The following is a 17,888-nucleotide window of genomic DNA, read 5'->3' on the forward strand; positions in this document are numbered from 1 at the left end:
ATATATGGCAGCAATGAATCACGTTATTAAATCAACACGGTGTCTTGCAATCGGAGAGGGTCCATATATGGTATAACGGAGCAAGCAACTAACTAAAAAGACCAGCAATTGATGCTGGCCTTTTTTAGTTTGCGATTGCTTCTGTAAACTCATATGTAAATCGAGCTAAAGAAGCTTTTGTAGTCGTTATTTATTCTTTTCAAAATGTTCGAAGTCAACATCTTCCTGCTTCAAACCGGCTTTAGGATCGTTATAAACGCTTTCGTCCAGTGCTCCTTCGCTTTTAGCTACAATGCACGACACCATACAGTCGCCTGTAATGTTTACCGCAGTGCGTGTCATATCCAGCAGTCTGTCTACACCGATAATAAGTGCGATCCCTTCAACCGGTAGGTTCACTTGCTGCAATACCATAGCTAGCATGATAAGGCCCACACCTGGCACACCGGCGGTTCCGATAGAAGCAAGGGTAGCGGTAAGTACTACCATCATATAGTCGCCAAGGCTTAAATCGACAGCGTAAACCTGGGCAATAAAGACCGTGGCAACACCTTGCATTATGGCCGTGCCGTCCATGTTAATTGTTGCGCCTAGCGGCAGGGTGAACGACGATACCGAGTTACCTACGCCAAGCTTGTTTTTCGCCGTTTCCATTGTGACGGGCAAGGTAGCGCTACTGCTTGAGGTACTAAATGCGAATAGCGCAGCGTCACGCATTTTCTTCATCAAGATAACAGGGTTTAATCCCGATAAAGCTTTTAGCAGCACTGAGTAGGTTACCAGGCCGTGAAGGATTAACACGCCAAATACTAAGAAGAAATATTTCGCCAGGCTCAGAATTGTTTCGCCACCAATAGTGGAGAAGAGTTTCGCCATCAACACGTACACGCCGTATGGCGCTAAGTTCATGATGATGGTAACAAGACGCATGATTACCGTATTAATATCTTCAAAGATAGCGGTAAGACGCTTGCCCGCATCACCTGTCATCGCCATAGCTATACCAAACAGTACGGCAAACACAATGATCTGTAGCATGTTGCCCTGTGCCATTGAGTTAATTGGGTTGCTTGGGAACATGTTAACGATAACGTCAGACAGGCTAGGGGCCTCTTTCGCTTGGAAGGTAGTTTCTGTTGTTAGATTTAGCCCGTCACCCGGAGACACCACTAAAGCTATACTCATGGCTAGTGTTATGGCAATGGCGGTTGTGACAACATAGAGTCCGACTGACTTTGCGCCAAGTCTTCCCAATTTACTAGGGTCAGACAGTGTGCTGGTTCCGCAAATTAAGGAAACAAACACAAGAGGAACCACAAGCATTTTTAAGCTGGCAATAAATATTTGGCCGAGAGTGGAAAATATACCTTCTACAAGAATGTTATACGTTGAGAACTCTAAACCGAATATCGAAAAAGTAAAATCTCCGCTATCATCAAACAATAACTGGAGAAAGACACCAGTCAAGATACCGGCAGCCATGCCGATAAAGATGCGGGCGGTTAAACTATATTTATGTGCAGATGAAGACATTAATGTTCCCTGTGCATTTTTATATTTTTAATCTTTCGTAGTGTGCCAGATTCAGTTGATTTTTAAACATAAAAAACGACGCAATTGTCAATAAAAGAGGTTCAGGAACGAATTATGTCGACATTAGCGAAAACGCTAAGCCTAATTAGCGCATTATTTATGCTAACAGCATGTGGTGGGGGCGGTTCATCAGTCTCTCGAGATAACACGGATAACGGAAGCGGAGACGGCGGTACCACATCACCAACCTATTCAATCGCTTTAACACTGGAAAATGAAAGTGGAGCAAGCGACAACAGCCTTTCTGAAGACAATAGTCTGTTTGTTGTTGCGACCGTGTCAGATCAAGATGGCAATCCGCATGCAGACGCGTTATTAACCTTTACGCTAAGCAATGAACAACTAGCAGAGTTTGGCAACGACACGGGAACGGCGCGTACAAATTCTAATGGTGTAGCCCGATTACGCCTTGATGCCAGTACGGCTTCTGGAGATGGCGAAATTACCGCTGCGCTCGGTAGCGGCGAAACGGGAACTACCACATTTTCAGCCACAGCGGTGACAAGCACCGACCCAACAACAATAAGTGTATCGCTAGCCCTACAAAATGCAGCTGGGGAAGCAGACAACAGCTTATCTTCTAGCAACGCATTGGTTGCACTGGCAACGGTGACCAATTCTGAGGGTGAGCCTCAGGCCGATTTGCTCCTAACTTTCTCATTGAGCAACGATGATTTAGCGACGTTTTCTAACGATACTGCCACTGCACTGACTAATGCTGAAGGCGTAGCGTCGATCGGTATGTCGGTGGGAAGCGCATCAGGGGATGGTGAAGTAACGGCTACTTTGTCAACGGGTGAAGCGGATTCAACTACATTCAGCTCTACGGGCAGTACAACGGTAAGTGAAGAGCCCGCGTCACTGGAGCTTTATGCTAACAGCATTCAGCTCGCCTCAAGCGGTAGTGATGAAGTTGAGTTGATAGCACTGGTTAAAAATGAACAAAGTGTGCTGATGGAAGGGGTAGAAGTAAGCTTCTCTGCCGCATCAGGCGATGGGGTTGAACTTCAATTAACTCAACCAGAAACCGCTGCAGATGGTACAGCGCGCGCAATATTAACGTCTCAAAACGATGCGTCAAACCGCACCGTCACCATTACAGCAGGTGCAGGCAGCCTTACGCAAACAGTTGAAATTACCATTGCTGGTACAGAAGTCACCATCAACGGTGCGTCGTCAGTTATTTTGAACGACAGCGTAGATTATACAATTCGTGTCCAGGACTCAGACGGAACATCAATTCTCAACCAAGACGTAGTGCTAAGTGCGGTTAACGGAACGCTTAGCAGCACGACTGTTAATACGGGCGCAAACGGACAAGCGACAGTGTCTTACACTGCATCAACGTCTGGCGAAGATACTATCACTGCGGCAGCACTTAATGCTGAGACAAGCTTTACGGTGCAAGTTCAGCAAGACGAATTTAACTTTGTCAACTTGCCTACAGAGGAAGTGCCGCTAGGGCAGACTCAAACTATTACGGTCCAGTGGCGTCAAGACAACACGCCTGTGGTAGGTCAGAATGTTACTTTTAGCGCGTCACGTGGCGTTATTGCGGGCAACGCAACTGTAGTGACCGATGCAGAAGGGCAAGCAAGTATTGATATCAGTGCGAATAATGCAGGTATCTCTTCAATTACTGCATCAGCGAGTGACGGAAGTGGGAATGTGTTGGTTTCAGCACTCACTCAGATTGAGTTTATTGCTACCACACCTCACACACTGATTGCCGATGCATCACCTGACATCATTGGCCCTGACGGTCAAACCAGTACCATCAGTGCAGTTGTTCGCGACGTTGATGGAAACTTGGTCAAGAACAGTGTGGTTAACTTCTCTGTATCTGACGTATCGACCGGATTTGTATCACCTTCTCAGGCAACCACCGACAGTAAGGGGATAGCGACCACCGTCTTTACTTCAGGCTCGGTATCGACTCAAGACGCAGTAGTGGTTACCGCTTTTGTTGCTGACGACCCAGCCATTGACGACGAGGTTGTGTTAACAGTGGGCGCACGTGCTTTTGATATCTCGCTAGGAACGGGTAATGAGCTTGAAGAAGCCACATCGACTTCTTACCTAAAGCGCTTTGGTGTGTTTGTATCAGATTCTGCAGGTCAGCCAGTCAGTGGCGTCAACCTGACTGCGTCAGTTGCGCCGGTAAAATACGTAAATGGCGGTGAGTATAGAACCGGCTTTTGGGTATTCGACGATGATGCTTCTCAATGGGTTGCAATAGTAAATCAAAACTGTGAAACCGAAGACGTTAACGACAACGGTATTTTGGATACAACACCAAGAGATGAAGATACCAATGAAGACGGTATGTTAACTCCTGGATTAATTGGGACCATCGCGTTTGCCAACGGTGCAGCGGTGACAGATGAGAATGGCTACGCGGAATTGGAATACCGTTATCCTCGCAGCTATGCAATCTGGTATGACGCCGTCATTTCAGTGTTCGGGCAGTCTACAGGCAGTGAAGCAAGTGCGAAGATGCGTTACACCCTAAGTATTTCTGCTGACGACGTGACGGATGAAGGGGCGTCACCGCCGGCTAATCCATTCGGCGTAACTGATCAGTGTACGCTGGTCACACCATAAAGAGTTTATACTTAACAAGTAACAAAAAGCCGGCTTATAGCCGGCTTTTTTTTTCGCTTAATTTTAATCAGACTTAACTTACGCCTGTTGGAATGGGTAAACCGAACCAATTTTAAGGATTTGTGTAAGCTCATCAAGCGCAGTACGAGATTCAATGAGAAGCTGCGGATCGCGCAAGTCATCTTCACCTAATTCATCTCGATAGTGCTTGTCGACCCAAGCGTTTAGGCGAGCGAACTGTGTATCGTTGATTAACGTATTTTGATTAACTGCGGCAAGTTCTTGGTCATTCATCGCAACGCGCAAACGCAAACATGCCGGACCACCGCCATTACGCATGCTTTGTTTAACATCAAAATAATTAACCGACTTAATGGGCGTACCCAGAGTTACCAGCTTGTCTAAATAGCGCTTAACGGCTTCATTTTCCTCACACTCAGTTGGCGCGATGATGGTCATATCACCACTTGGAAGCGTTATAATTTGCGTATTGAACAAGTAGGTTTTTACTGCGTCTTGTACAGAGACTTCAGCGGTCGGCACTTCGATAAAGTGAAGCGGTTCGCTACCGAATTTAGCTTGAAGCTCTTTAAATCCTGCGTCTTTTTGATAAAACGCTTGCTCGTGGAAAAACAACACATTTTGGTTACCAACAGCGATCACATCGTTGTGAAATACGCCCTGGTCGATAACGTCTGGGTTTTGCTGCATGTAAACTACGCCATCGTCGTCTAGACCGTGTAAGCGAGCTACTGCTTGGCATGCTTCTAGCGTTTGGCGAGCAGGATATTTTTTCGGTGCTGGTTTGCTGGTATCAAATGCATGACGACCATAAACAAACAACTCTACGCCTGCCTGACCATAGTTGCGGCAAAGTCGCGTGTGGTTGGCTGCACCTTCGTCACCAAAATGCTCGTTATCTGGCAGGTGCTGGTGATGAGCAAAGTGCTTTTCATTGGCAAATGTACCGCGCAGGATATTGCCTGTAACCTGAGGCTCTAGTGAACGATGGAACTTGTTGGTTAAGTTTGCAGGGGTAAAGTGAACGCGACCATCGGCAGTATCGGCACTAGGAGACACAGTGGCGGCATTTGCAGTCCACATGCTACTGGCAGAACAACAAGCAAGGAAAATCTCGCGAGATTGCTTTGCAGCGCTTTCTAGCACGCGAGCATCAGAGCCTGTAAAGCCTAAACGGCGCAGTGCGGCGATGTCAGGACGCTCTTGTGGGGCCAACACACCTTGAACCATTCCCATATCGGCCAACGCCTTTGCTTTGGCTAAGCCTTGCTTTGCAGCTTGTTTTGGACTGCTCTTTGCGTTTGCGTTGTTCAGGGAAGCGACATTGCCAAACGACAAACCGGCATAGTTATGGGTAGGTCCTACAAGACCATCAAAGTTAACTTCAAACTGCTTCATACTTTCCCTCATTCTTGGAGTTTTGGCGCTTGACCCTATATGTTACTTTTCCATACGCACTGCGATTAATTTAATAGCAGCGGCAACGCTTTCGTTCTTTTACAGGGGCAAACGATGCACTTCTTCACACCTGAACAAGTTGTCAGGCTAGGTTGGAATGGCTGGCATTATACGGCTTTTAAGGCCAATGCCAATCGCACCGCTTATTTATTGTACAGTTTTTGTGCGTGTTTAAAGCAAAGGAAAGAATAAGTATGAAGAAGATCTTGTTTTCCATTCACTTTGTAGATATATGTTAAAAAAGAGCGAGTACCCTATATATAGTGCAAGGTTGCTCCAATTTTCAGAATTTGACGTAAATAGTCATTAAAAATCAATAGGTTTAGTTCAATTATATGGCAAAATCACTGGTCATAGTCGAGTCACCAGCCAAAGCGAAAACGATAAATAAATATCTCGGTAAAAATTTTATCGTAAAAAGTTCGGTTGGCCACGTGCGAGATCTTCCGACGAAGGCTTTAGGCAAAGTAGAGCCTAAAAAACCGGCTAAAGAACTCAAAACTTTAAGCGAAGAAGAGCGTCAAGAATATCTTCGCCGTCACGAATATTTGAAGCTTGTAGACAGAATGGGTGTGGATCCAGAGAAAGACTGGAAAGCCCACTATCAAGTGCTGCAGGGTAAAGAGAAAGTCGTTAACGAACTTAAAAAGCTTGCAAAAGATGCTGACACTATCTATCTCGCGACCGATTTGGACCGCGAAGGGGAAGCGATCGCATGGCATTTACAAGAGCTGCTAGGTAAAAAAGACAAAACTTACCAGCGAGTGGTGTTTAACGAGATTACTAAAAACGCGATTCAAGATGCGTTCTCAGATCCGGGCGAACTAAACATCTCTCGCGTCAACGCGCAGCAGGCTCGTCGATTCCTAGACCGTGTTGTAGGCTTTATGGTATCGCCACTTTTGTGGAAAAAAATTGCGCGAGGCCTGTCAGCTGGGCGTGTTCAATCGGTAGCAGTTAGGCTTGTTGTAGAGCGTGAGCGAGAAATTAAAGCGTTTGTACCTGAAGAGTTTTGGGACGTACACGCAGATTTAACTAGCCAGCAAAAGGCGGCACTACGCATGCTGGTAGCAAAAGACCAGGGCAATGCGTTCAAGCCTAAAAACAAGGCCGAAACAGATAAAGCGCTTGCTGACTTAGAAGGGGCTAACTACACGGTAGAAAGCCGCGAGTCAAAGCCTACACAAAGTCGTCCTTCTGCACCATTTATTACCTCAACGCTACAACAAGCGGCAAGTACTCGATTGGGCTTTGGTGTTAAGAAAACCATGATGATGGCACAGCGCCTTTATGAGGCGGGCTACATCACCTATATGCGTACGGATTCAACCAATTTAAGCCAAGAGGCCTTGGACAGTGCTCGTGCGTACATTTCAGATAATTTTGGTGACAAGTACCTGCCTGATTCGCCAAATCGCTACGGCAGTAAAGAAGGTGCGCAAGAGGCGCACGAAGCGATCCGTCCTTCAAACGTGAGCATAAGTGCTGCAAGTTTGGGCGATATGGAGCGCGATGCACAGCGACTTTATGAGCTTATTTGGCGCCAGTTTGTGGCCTGTCAAATGACTCCAGCTAAGTACGATGCAACCACTATCAAAGTGGCGGCGGGTGATTACGAGCTGACGGCGAAAGGCCGCGTACTTAAGTTCGATGGTTGGACTCGCGTTCAACCTCAGCTTCGTAAAAAAGGCGAAGAAGAGCTCATGTTGCCTGATGTACAAAAAGGCGATCTGCTTGACTTAAAAGCGCTTGATCCTAAACAGCACTTCACCAAGCCTGTAGCGCGGTTTAATGAAGCTTCGTTGGTAAAAGAGCTTGAAAAACGCGGTATTGGTCGTCCATCGACCTACGCCAGTATTATTTCGACGATTCAAGATCGCGGCTATGTGCGCTTAGAGAATAAGCGTTTTTATGCCGAGAAAATGGGCGAAATCGTAAACGATCGTCTGATGGAAAACTTTGACGATTTAATGAGCTATGACTTCACTGCCAACATGGAGCAACATCTTGATGATATTGCTGAAGGCAAGAAAGATTGGAAGGACGTGCTCAACGACTTTTACAGCGGCTTCTACGGAAAACTCCTAAACGCTGAGAAAGACCCTGAAGAGGGCGGTATGCGCTTGAATCAGGCAGTACCTGCAGGTGTTGAGTGCGATAAATGCGGCCGTGAAATGAACGTGAGAACCGCATCAACCGGCGTATTCTTGGGCTGTTCAGGCTACAATTTACCGCCGAAAGAGCGCTGCACAAACACCATGAATTTAACGCCTGGTGATGAAGTCGTGAAAGTGGACGATGAAGAAGAGCTCGAAACGGAAGCGCTTCGTTCTAAAAAGCGTTGTCCTAAGTGCGGCACGGCGATGGACAGTTACTTGGTTGACGAAACCCGTAAACTTCATGTGTGTGGTAACACACCAACATGTGATGGCACCTTAGTTGAAACGGGCACATTCAAGATAAAAGGCTATGACGGCCCCATTATTGAGTGTGATAAATGTGGCAGCGATATGGAGCTTAAAAACGGTCGATTTGGTAAATACTTCGGCTGCACCAACGAAGAGTGTAAGAATACTCGTAAGCTGCTTAGAAACGGCGAAGCTGCGCCGCCAAAAGAAGATCCGGTAGATTTACCTGAGCTTCCGTGTGAAAAGTCTGACGCGCACTTTATGCTACGTGATGGCGCTTCGGGAATTTTCTTAGCGGCGCACAACTTTCCAAAGTCGCGTGAAACTCGTGCACCGAAAGTAGAAGAACTTGCTCGCTTTAGAGATAGAATTTCGCCGAAATTCTACTATCTTGCTGATGCGCCACAAACGGACCCTGATGGTAACCCTGCAATAGTTCGATACAGCAGAAAGACCAAACAGCAATACGTGATGTCTGAAAATGACAACGGTAAAGCAACAGGATGGTCTGCGTGGTACGACAATGGCAAATGGCAGGAACAAGCCGCTAAAAAGCCAGCGACCAAAGCCAAGAAGAAGTAACGCCGTTACATCGGAAAAGGTAAAAATAGTCCTTTAATTGAAATTCACAAGCCCGGCATTGCTCGGGCTTGTTACGTAGTTAAAAGACGGTAAACGTCTGCAAAGCGTATCAATAGAAACAGAGTAACAGAGAGTAATTATGGCCTCCTTACAAGACCAACTACTGAAAGCCGGTTTGGCCGATAAAGCATCTGCAAAGCAAGCGCGTGCAGATAAACGCAAAAAACAAAAGCAAAAGAATAAGCAAAAACAACCTGTCGTTGATGAAGCGACTATTGCTGCTCAACAAGCAGCTGAAGAGAAAAAAGCGCGCTCACGCGAGCTAAACCAGCTTCAACAGCAAGAGCGAGAGAAGCGCTCAATTATTGCGCAGGTAAGGCAGCTTATTACTGTAAACAAACAACCGCGCAATGGCGAAACCTTACTTAACTTTACGCACGACAACGTAGTAAAGCGTCTGTATGTAAGTGAAGAGATGCACAAGCAAGTGACAAAAGGTCGTTTGGCTGTTGTATTGTTAGATGACGCTTATGAACTAGTACCAGCCCCCGTTGCTGACAAAATTGCGCAGCGCGACGAGGCTTCAGTTATTTACCGTGCTGATTTAGATAAGAGCGGAGCCGATGGTAAAGATGAAGAAGAAGATGATTGGTACGCCGATTATGAAATTCCAGATGATTTAACCTGGTAGGCCCTCTAATTCATTCTCGCAGCCGCGCTCTGTATCACAGAGCGTGGTAAGCGGGAAAGTAGACGTAAAAAATTTCAATAATTCGCCCCCTCCCAATACGTCATTGTGCCAATGGCGAACGACTTACGGTTAAGCATTCTCTGTTAAAAAATTCAACACGTTGATCTTTAGTAATTTTTACTTTTGCCGTTAACAAGCAATCTTTCTCATACCTACATACGGTTTTCTCTACTATAGTTTTTTTAGTTCTTACCCTGTTGAGCTTTGAAATACAGCAAAGATAAACAGGCCTACGTTACTCATTTTATTTGCATCGAACGTTTTTTCTTAGTTTTGGAGGGGTGCCATGGGTGTCTCAATTAAGTGGTTCTTCAGTGTTGTGGTGTCGTTGTGTGTGTCTTTTTCAGCAAATGCAGGACTATTCAAAATTTCTATTAACGATCTTGGTGGTTTAACACTTTCACAATCCAGCGTTTTTGATGATGCAATCGCTTATTGGGAGTCTTACTTAATAGGCGTTCAAAGCGAGTTTAATCACAATATTGTTATAGATGCGAGTGGCGTTGCACTTGATGGTGTGGGTGGCGTATTGGGTAGTGCTGGCCCAACGGGTATCACTCAGCTACCAGACAGCACTTTTGTTTATGCAAATAAAGGCCGCATGCGTTTTGATACGGCAGACCTTGCAAGCTTAGAAAGTCGCGGTACGCTTTTTGATGTCATCGTACACGAGATGGCCCATGTTATTGGATTTGGAACATTGTGGACAACCGACTTTTTTATTGCGGGCAGCCAATCTAACTACGCCAGCGGTTCAGGGCGTTACACCGGAGAGTACGCTTTGGAAATTTATCGCCGCGAGTTTGTTGAAAACGCCACATTTATTCCTGTGGAACTAGGGGGAGGAGGCGGCACTGCCAACAGTCACTGGGACGAACCTTGGCCTGGTGGTTCATCAGACCTAATGACAGGGTATTTGGGGCCATATCCAATTTCGTTAAGTGATACCACTGTAGCGTCGTTTGCTGATATTGGCTATTTGACTACGGTTACTCATGCAGTAAGTGAAGCCGCAACGGTATGGCTATTTCTATTTTCAATGGGACTTGTTGTAAGAAGGCACCATCAAAGGTCAACAGGCGCTAGTACACGTCGTCTACAAATTTTTCAGGCGATGTCGGTCTAGCAGCGTTGCAGCGCTTGCGCAGAACAAAATGCTAAATCTATGCTGGGCGAATAATGTTGAGTGATAGTTTCTATCAATCAGCATGTACACATATTTTTGGAATTTTTGGCTTATTCTAAAAACATGCGTTTAATGTACTTACAAGTCAAGCATTCCGTTGGTAGAATCATGATAGAAGCTATCTATCATGATTAAGGTATTGGTCTTTGGATATTCGTCAGCTCCGGTTTTTGGTCGCGTTAGGTGAGACGCAGCACTTCGGTAAAGCGGCTAAGTCGTGCAATGTTACACAACCCACGCTTTCTTCACGTCTTCATAATTTAGAGGATGAGCTTGGCATTCAGTTGGTGGCTCGCAACCACAGATTCCAAGGCTTTACGCCGGAAGGTGAAAGAATTTTGGCATGGGCAAGGAATATCTTAGCGGCGTGTGACGGATTACAAGCGGAAGCTGCATCGTGCAAAGGTGCCTTAGTTGGCCGACTTCGGATCGGTGCCGTTCCTCTAGCGAGTGTCGATCCTATCGACATTATTGACACCCTCTCAAAACAGCACAGTGCACTACAGTTTTCCTTACAAACACATAGTAGTGAGTATATCGTTAACGCGCTACACCGTAACGAACTTGATCTGGGTCTTTGTTACCTTGAAGGCATGAGCGCGCAACACTTCCATATTTTGCCGTTTAAAGCTACACCAATGGTGTTGCTGTATAACCCAAATCATTACTGCTTTGAGCAAGATACCCTAAGCTGGCAGTCTCTTTCATCACTGCCACTTGGGTTATTAACACCTTCAATGCACTTTAGGCAGTCAATCACGTTGAACATGGCAAATGTAGGCGTGAACAATGAACCCGTTATTGAATCAGACTCGGTTCATTGTTTACTTCAAGCAGTGAAAAAGGGGATGTGTTGTACGATCCTTCCAACCAACGTCGCAAAGGCCAATGATGATTTAGGACTCGCCTATGTTACTGTTGACGATGGTAAAACCATTTCGCCTCTAGGGCTCATCATGCGAAAAGGCGAACCCAGCTCTCCCATTGCCAAGCAATGCTTTGAGTTTTTAAAAGGATATGAGGAGATTTTCAATAAAGGAGGCATACGCAGTGAGTAAAGTGAATACGACACTCATCGGTTTAGTGCTTGCGGGTGGCCAATCGCGCAGAATGGGGCAAGATAAAGCACTTATGCGTTATCAGGGCCGTACTCTCATCGATAATGCTTCGTTACTTTTACAGGCAGCGAGTTGCGATAAAGTGTTAATTAGTCGTAACACGCCAGGCTTTTTGAATGACAAAATTGAAGATGCAGGTCCGCTTAGCGGAGTACATGCTGTTTTAGACGCACTATCTCAATCTGATAATCACAATGGCAATCCTTGTGAACTGCTTGTTCTTCCCGTTGACATGCCGCAGATGACGCCCGAGCTTTTGAGAATATTAGTTTCGCGAGGGCGAGAGGCTGAAAAGGCATGTTATGTGGAAAAACGCTTTTTGCCTTTCTATTTACCCGTTACTCAGGACACCAAAGCCCTCTTAGCCAACTATCTAGTTGAGCAAAGTAAAAGACGAGTGGTAGGATTTTTAGAAATTCTCAATGCAGTTTCTCTTAAAGAAGCCGGCCTCAAAAAAACAGCGCGTAAAGATGAAAGCGACAACAAAAAGCGTCTCGCAAATATGTCTAATGAAGATGACGTAGAGTGGTTGAACGTGAATACTCCAGGTGATTGGCCGCATGAAAAGTAACACTGAACAGCACGCATTGGTTTTAGATGCTGCACCCTATACTCAAAAGTTTGCCCTTGCCGAAGAAGTCGCTTTAAGCATTAGTTATAACGGTATTAATTATGCCGTAATGCTGATAACCCCAAACGATATTGAAGATTTCATTGTGGGCTTCAGTTTAAGTAACGACATTATCGAACATCCCCGCCAGCTTTACGGTATTGAATTGACGCATCACAAAGAACACATCAATGCTGAAGTTGAAATTGCCAATCAGGCGTTCTGGAAGTTAAAGGAAAATAAACGGCAATTGGCGGGGGCGTCGGGCTGTGGGCTCTGCGGTGTTGAGGCATTAGACAACGCTTTGCCTCAATTGACGTCTATTAATGTATCGCCTTTGCCTGATGTGAGCTGGTTTAAAGGATTGCGAAGCCTTATATCTAATGCGCAAGCATTAGCTCAGCAGAGCGGTGCAGTGCATGGAGCGCTTTACATTGATGCTAAGCGCAATGTGCTGGCATGCCGAGAAGATATAGGAAGGCATAATGCTTTTGATAAATTAATTGGTGCTATCACCACCCAAAAACTCTTTCAACCTGAAGGTATTGTTGTGCTCACAAGCCGCTGCAGTTTAGAGTTGGTTCAAAAAGCGATAAGAGCTAAATTACCTTTGGTAGTGACGCTATCTGCTCCTACAGCCTTATCAGTAAAGTGGGCAAGCCGTTACGGTCTCACCCTGATCCATGTACCTAAGTATGACCCTCCAAGAGCTTACGCACCGCAAGAAAAGTAGTGCGCAGCGAGCCAGTTAAAAATAAAGGGCCTGTACTGATAAGTACCGGATAAGCAAAGAAAAACTTACACCGCAGAGACTGCTATTCGGCCATCTGATTCAGATTTCGAAAGTTTGATCGCGATAAATTTTGATGTTGGTGTGAACGTGCCATCACCGTAGCTTTCTAGTGGTACTAACGGATTGGTTTCGGGGTAATATGCTGCCGCTTGACCTTGCGGGATGTCGTAAGCCACCAACATAAACTGTTTAACTTGACGTGTTTTGCCGTCGTTCCACATTGACGTAATGTCGACTTTATCGCCATCGTTAAAACCCAGCTTCTTAATGTCACGTTCATTGACAAACAGAACGTCCCGCGCGCCAAACACGTTTCTGTAGCGGTCATCCATACCGTAGATAGTTGTGTTGTACTGATCATGAGAGCGCAGTGTTTGTAAAATGAGGTCCGGCTCTTCACCTTTCGCAACGAGGTCAGCATTTAATAGTGAATCAGGCAGGCCGTTAGCAGCAAACTCGGCTTTGCCCGATGGTGTTAACCAGCGTCTCTCACTTGCTGCATTACCTAAATGAAAACCACCTGGTTGAGCGAGTTTGGTGTTAAAGTCTTTAAAACCGTCTATGGTGTCGGCAATGAGCTCTCGAATATTGTCGTAATCGCTTATTAAGAAGTCCCAGTCTACCGGCGTGTTGCCTAACGTCGCCTTCGCAATACCAGCAATAATAGCGGGTTCAGAGCGAAGTTCGGGCGAGCTTGGCGGAAGTTGGCCATAAGAGATATGGACCATAGAAAACGTATCTTCCACAGTCACGCCTTGTTGCCCGCTAGCCTGCATGTCAATTTCAGTACGTCCCAAGCAGGGTAATATAAGCGCGTCTTTACCTGTGGTTAGGTGGGAACGATTTAATTTGGTGGCGATATGAACGGTTAAGTCGCATTGTGACAGCGCAGCATGAGTACGCGGCGTATCTGGCGTCGCCTGGGCGAAATTACCGCCTAGGCCGATGAAAACTTTGGATTCACCACTTTCCATAGCCTGGATAGCTTGAATCGTATTGTGACCTCTTTCTCGTGGAACGGCGAAGTTAAACTTGTTCTCTAGTGCGTCAAGCAATGCTTTAGGCGGTACTTCGTTAATACCCACGGTTCTATCCCCCTGCACATTGCTGTGGCCACGAACGGGAGAAAGCCCTGCACCAGGCTTGCCCACGTTTCCTCTCAGTAGTTGAACGTTCACTATTTCCTGAACCGTAGCGACTGAGTGCTTGTGTTGGGTGATCCCCATTGCCCAGCACATGATCACCCGTTCTCCACGTTTGTACATGGTTGCCGCGTGACGTATTTCGTCTTTTGATAAACCGCTCTGCGCTTCAATATGCTCCCAGCTCGTCGCTTCAACGACACTCAAATAGTCGTCCATTCCATTGGTATGTGTGTTAATAAAGTCGTGGTCGAATACGGGAGGAGCATTGTTTGCTTTGGCTTCTTGTTCCCAAGTTAACAACCATTTTGCGATGCCGCGCATAACCGCCATGTCACCACCAAGAGCAGGCCTGAAATAGGCGGTATTAGTTGGCTCAGAGCCATTGGTTAGCATTTCAACGGGATGCTGCGGGTTTTGAAATCGTTCAAGGCCACGCTCTTTTAACGGGTTGAAGCATACCACTTGCGCCCCTCTTCGTACTGCTTCACGAAGAGGTTCTAGCATGCGAGGGTGGTTAGTTCCCGGATTTTGGCCGATAACAAAAATGGTGTCTGCTTTTGCAAAATCATTGAACGTAACTGTGCCTTTGCCCACGCCTATCGTAGGTTTCATACCTTGCCCCGACGCTTCGTGGCACATATTTGAACAATCGGGAAAATTATTTGTGCCAAATGCGCGTACGAATAACTGATATAAATAGGCGGCTTCGTTACTCGCCCGCCCGGAGGTATAAAACTCCGCCTGATGAGGGGAATGTAAACCCTTCAAGTGTTTGGCAATAAGTGCGAAGGCATCGTCCCATGATACTGGTTCGTAATGGTCTGCTTGAGCATTGTAGCGCATAGGGTGGGTGAGTCTCCCTTGTGACTCTAGCCAGTAGTCGGTGTGCTTTTTCAGTGAGCCGACCGAATACTTTGAGAAAAATGTTGGGTCTACATAGCGACCGGTAGACTCCCAGTTCACTGCTTTAGCACCATTTTCACAAAACTTCACTAAACCACTTACTGGTGATTCACCCCACGCACAGCCTGGGCAGTCAAAGCCTTTGTCTTGGTTCGTCTTGAGCATGGCTCGTAGATTCTTAAGTGGCTTTTCGCTTTGGATCCAGCTCTGGGTTACACTCTTTAGTGCTCCCCATCCGCCAGCGGGTTTGTTGTACATTTTGATGTTACGCTTATCACTCATGTTCTGCCCCTGTGTCTACGCGGGCATTTGCCCTTGTCTACAAAACCTAACCAAGACTTTTTGTCTAAACAGCGTAACCATTCTGGTTACGGTATTCCAATTGATTACGCTAACTAGATGATAGGGTTCATCAATTAACCGCTTATTTCCAGTCGCCTGTCTTTAGTGCATAGGGGGACATGTCTGTGATCTCATGGGAGTAGGGATACACACCCGAAATATGTGTTACCGAGAGTACCGAAAGAGACACAAAGCGCTCAGCACCTTCAAATGCGGTTATATTCGATTCGAGGGATTCGATACTCGCCTTTGCTTTAATAAACAGAAGGTCGCCTGTTTCATTATCCCAAAAACATAGACCGACGCGTGGGTCTAGTAGGATGTTGCCCAAGGTATTAAAGAATTTATTACCGCTAAAATCGGGAAAGATTAACGAATTCCCTTCCACTTTAACAAAGCCTGCTTTGCCCCCCCTGTGAGAAGCGTCTAGACCTTCATTCGCTGCATGGCCTAAAGATTTATGTCGTGAGGCAATAAAAAACGTTTCAGCCCTTGATATTAGCGAGTGTGCGCTTGGGGTGAGCACATTCGATGTTGAAGTAAAAAATGTAGAATCACCGGCACCTACTGTGGTTTTCATTGGGGCAGTCTGAACGGCACGTTGTTTTTTGACTGTGGTTCGTTTGTGAATGTATTGGGGGCAGTTACCGAAACTTTGATCTACCAATACCGTAAGGTTTTCATTAGTTGCGTGACTTATCGTACCGTTCAACCGATTTCTTCGCCTTGTAGCGTATTCAATGCCGACGATTCCAACTTTGCTGCCTGAAGTCACGTCGAGATTTAACGAGTGTTGCATCATATTCCAAACTTCTACTGGTAGGCTAAAGCGCAATTGGGTAGCAGAGGGACTTTCTATGAAATCTCCTTCTCCCCAAACAGGCGTGGCTACAGGGTGGCCTTTTTCGTCTACCAAGGCGAAAACAGTGAACGGACTGGATGTAAAGAACTGCCTGTGTTGTTCCGGCATAAAGCTACGAATAAAACCATTCGTCCGCTCACCGATTTCCCTGTCAATTTCCAGCTTTTTTTGCAGTGCAATTTCGCCTTGATGAAACGCTGGGTTCAAGGATGATAGCTTAGGTAGAGACATAACGACCTCAATTAAATATGCGGACTGGTATTGCGCGCTGGTGCGATGTCAGACGCTGGCATTGGGACAAAATTATCCAGACTCTCAACCTCATTTATCCAGGCATTGATAAGAGGAAACTTGGACAGCGATATTCCTCCTTCAGGGGCATGAGCTATATACGAATACATAGCGATGTCTGCTGCGGTAACGTGTTCGCCAACCAAAAAAGAACTTACCGTGTTTCCTAGATGAGCCTCCATGTTTGCAAGTAAAGTCTCGCTGGTGGCTAGTACTGTGGGCACATGAATAGTTGCTCCAAATACGTATTCTAATCGCGCGGCGGCCGGCCCTTTAGCAAGTTCACCCGCTGAGACTGATAGCCAGCGTTGAATTAGCGCTTTTTCTTTGGCGTCCTTTCCTAGCCAATAGTCACTGTCTGCGTATGCGTGGATCAAATAAACCAGAATGGCATTGGAGTCAGCCAAAGTGATATCACCGTCTGTTATCACGGGGACTTGTTTAAACACGTTAAGTGAGCTGAAGCGTTCACTCTTGTGCTCGCCTTTGGCCATGTCAGGCTCAACGGTTGTGAAAGGGATGGCATTCAGTGCCATAAACAATGAAACCTTGTGGCAGTGGCCAGATTTAGGGTTTTGAATCAAAATAATAGGGCTTTTTGGCAATGTATTGCTTGTTGGATTTGTCATAAATTCATCCTCTCAATAGAAATGGTTTGTTGGGTGTTATTATCAACATTGTTTACAGCTCAAGCTCGGACAGAGTGGGAAAATCGTCAGGGCGTCGTTCGCCATCCCACGTGAACTTTCGGTCACTTTCTGAAATAGGATGTTCGTTGATACTGGCAATACGTTTTTCCATTAGGCCATCAAGGTTGAACTGCCAATTTTCATTACCGTAAGCTCTATACCATTGACCAGAATCGTCCTTGTACTCGTATGCAAAGCGCACTGCTATGCGGTTTGCGTTGAATGCCCATAGCTCTTTTACTAATTTATAGTTGAGCTCTTTGTTCCACTTTCTCGTCAAAAAACTCACTATTTGAGCACGTCCTTCAATAAATTCTGCTCGGTTGCGCCAACGGCAGTCAAAGGTATAAGCACCTGCAACTTTTACCGCATCTTTGGTGTTCCATGCGTCTTCAGCAAGGCGCACTTTTTGCGCTGCGGTTTCAGGTGAAAAGGGGGGAAGCGGTGGTCTCATAAATAACTCCTGTAGGCATTGGGCTATAGTGTAAAAACGTTAACCTGAACGAAAACGTGTAAAAGCTGATAGCGATAT

Annotated in this window: 13 protein-coding genes; 7 read left to right on the top strand and 6 right to left on the bottom strand. The window is 46.0% G+C overall.

What is annotated here, in order from left to right:
• Nucleotides 1-186: 186 nt before the first annotated feature.
• Complete coding sequence (locus WA381_RS18320) at nt 187-1,533, bottom strand: dicarboxylate/amino acid:cation symporter (RefSeq protein WP_014949187.1); 1,347 nt, start codon at nt 1,531-1,533, stop codon at nt 187-189.
• A 114-nt stretch (nt 1,534-1,647) separates the two neighbouring features.
• Here WA381_RS18320 and WA381_RS18325 point away from each other — a divergent pair, with 114 nt between their 5' ends.
• Nucleotides 1,648-4,197 (top strand): beta strand repeat-containing protein, encoded by a 2,550-nt coding sequence (locus WA381_RS18325; RefSeq protein WP_156086293.1) that lies wholly within the window; start codon nt 1,648-1,650, stop codon nt 4,195-4,197.
• A 78-nt stretch (nt 4,198-4,275) separates the two neighbouring features.
• On the opposite strand, the gene astB is transcribed toward WA381_RS18325, so the two are convergent.
• Nucleotides 4,276-5,616 carry an N-succinylarginine dihydrolase gene (astB, locus tag WA381_RS18330; RefSeq protein WP_069944148.1) on the bottom strand — a complete coding sequence of 447 codons (1,341 nt, stop codon included), beginning with the start codon at nt 5,614-5,616 and terminating at the stop codon, nt 4,276-4,278.
• 395 nt (nt 5,617-6,011) lie between these two features.
• On the opposite strand from astB, the gene topA reads away from it, so the two are divergent.
• From topA to fdhD, 6 genes are all read left to right on the top strand, one after another.
• Nucleotides 6,012-8,666, top strand: a complete 2,655-nt coding sequence (gene topA / locus WA381_RS18335; protein WP_156086294.1) for a type I DNA topoisomerase — start codon at nt 6,012-6,014, stop codon at nt 8,664-8,666.
• A 139-nt stretch (nt 8,667-8,805) separates the two neighbouring features.
• Complete coding sequence (locus WA381_RS18340) at nt 8,806-9,357, top strand: DUF2058 domain-containing protein (protein ID WP_014976306.1); 552 nt, start codon at nt 8,806-8,808, stop codon at nt 9,355-9,357.
• A 346-nt stretch (nt 9,358-9,703) separates the two neighbouring features.
• A complete protein-coding gene (locus tag WA381_RS18345) occupies nt 9,704-10,543 on the top strand; it encodes a leishmanolysin-related zinc metalloendopeptidase (RefSeq protein WP_156086295.1) in 840 nt (279 codons plus the stop codon).
• 206 nt (nt 10,544-10,749) lie between these two features.
• Nucleotides 10,750-11,661, top strand: coding sequence for a LysR family transcriptional regulator (locus WA381_RS18350; protein WP_156086296.1), 912 nt, complete (start codon nt 10,750-10,752; stop codon nt 11,659-11,661).
• Nucleotides 11,654-12,292 carry a molybdenum cofactor guanylyltransferase gene (gene mobA / locus WA381_RS18355; protein WP_156086297.1) on the top strand — a complete coding sequence of 213 codons (639 nt, stop codon included), beginning with the start codon at nt 11,654-11,656 and terminating at the stop codon, nt 12,290-12,292. The genes WA381_RS18350 and mobA overlap by 8 nt, the downstream gene beginning before the upstream one ends.
• Nucleotides 12,282-13,064 (top strand): formate dehydrogenase accessory sulfurtransferase FdhD, encoded by a 783-nt coding sequence (fdhD, locus tag WA381_RS18360; RefSeq protein WP_156086298.1) that lies wholly within the window; start codon nt 12,282-12,284, stop codon nt 13,062-13,064. The genes mobA and fdhD overlap by 11 nt, the downstream gene beginning before the upstream one ends.
• A gap of 65 nt (nt 13,065-13,129) precedes the next feature.
• Here the strand turns inward: fdhD and WA381_RS18365 are convergent, their stop codons facing one another.
• The 4 genes from WA381_RS18365 to WA381_RS18380 all read right to left on the bottom strand — a co-directional run bounded on the left by WA381_RS18365 (nt 13,130) and on the right by WA381_RS18380 (nt 17,810).
• Entirely contained in the window at nt 13,130-15,454 is a 2,325-nt protein-coding gene (locus WA381_RS18365) for an FdhF/YdeP family oxidoreductase (protein ID WP_156086299.1), read from the bottom strand.
• A 142-nt stretch (nt 15,455-15,596) separates the two neighbouring features.
• Entirely contained in the window at nt 15,597-16,607 is a 1,011-nt protein-coding gene (locus WA381_RS18370; RefSeq protein ID WP_156086300.1) for a pyridoxamine 5'-phosphate oxidase family protein, read from the bottom strand.
• A gap of 11 nt (nt 16,608-16,618) precedes the next feature.
• Nucleotides 16,619-17,296: a glutathione S-transferase family protein gene (locus WA381_RS18375; protein ID WP_156086301.1), complete on the bottom strand. Its 678-nt coding sequence runs from the start codon at nt 17,294-17,296 to the stop codon at nt 16,619-16,621.
• A gap of 52 nt (nt 17,297-17,348) precedes the next feature.
• Nucleotides 17,349-17,810: a nuclear transport factor 2 family protein gene (locus tag WA381_RS18380; RefSeq protein WP_014979105.1), complete on the bottom strand. Its 462-nt coding sequence runs from the start codon at nt 17,808-17,810 to the stop codon at nt 17,349-17,351.
• Nucleotides 17,811-17,888 lie beyond the last annotated feature (78 nt).

Origin of the sequence: Alteromonas sp. CH_MED4-4 (assembly GCF_037029575.1) — a bacterium.
In the GTDB taxonomy this organism is placed as follows: domain Bacteria; phylum Pseudomonadota; class Gammaproteobacteria; order Enterobacterales; family Alteromonadaceae; genus Alteromonas; species Alteromonas macleodii.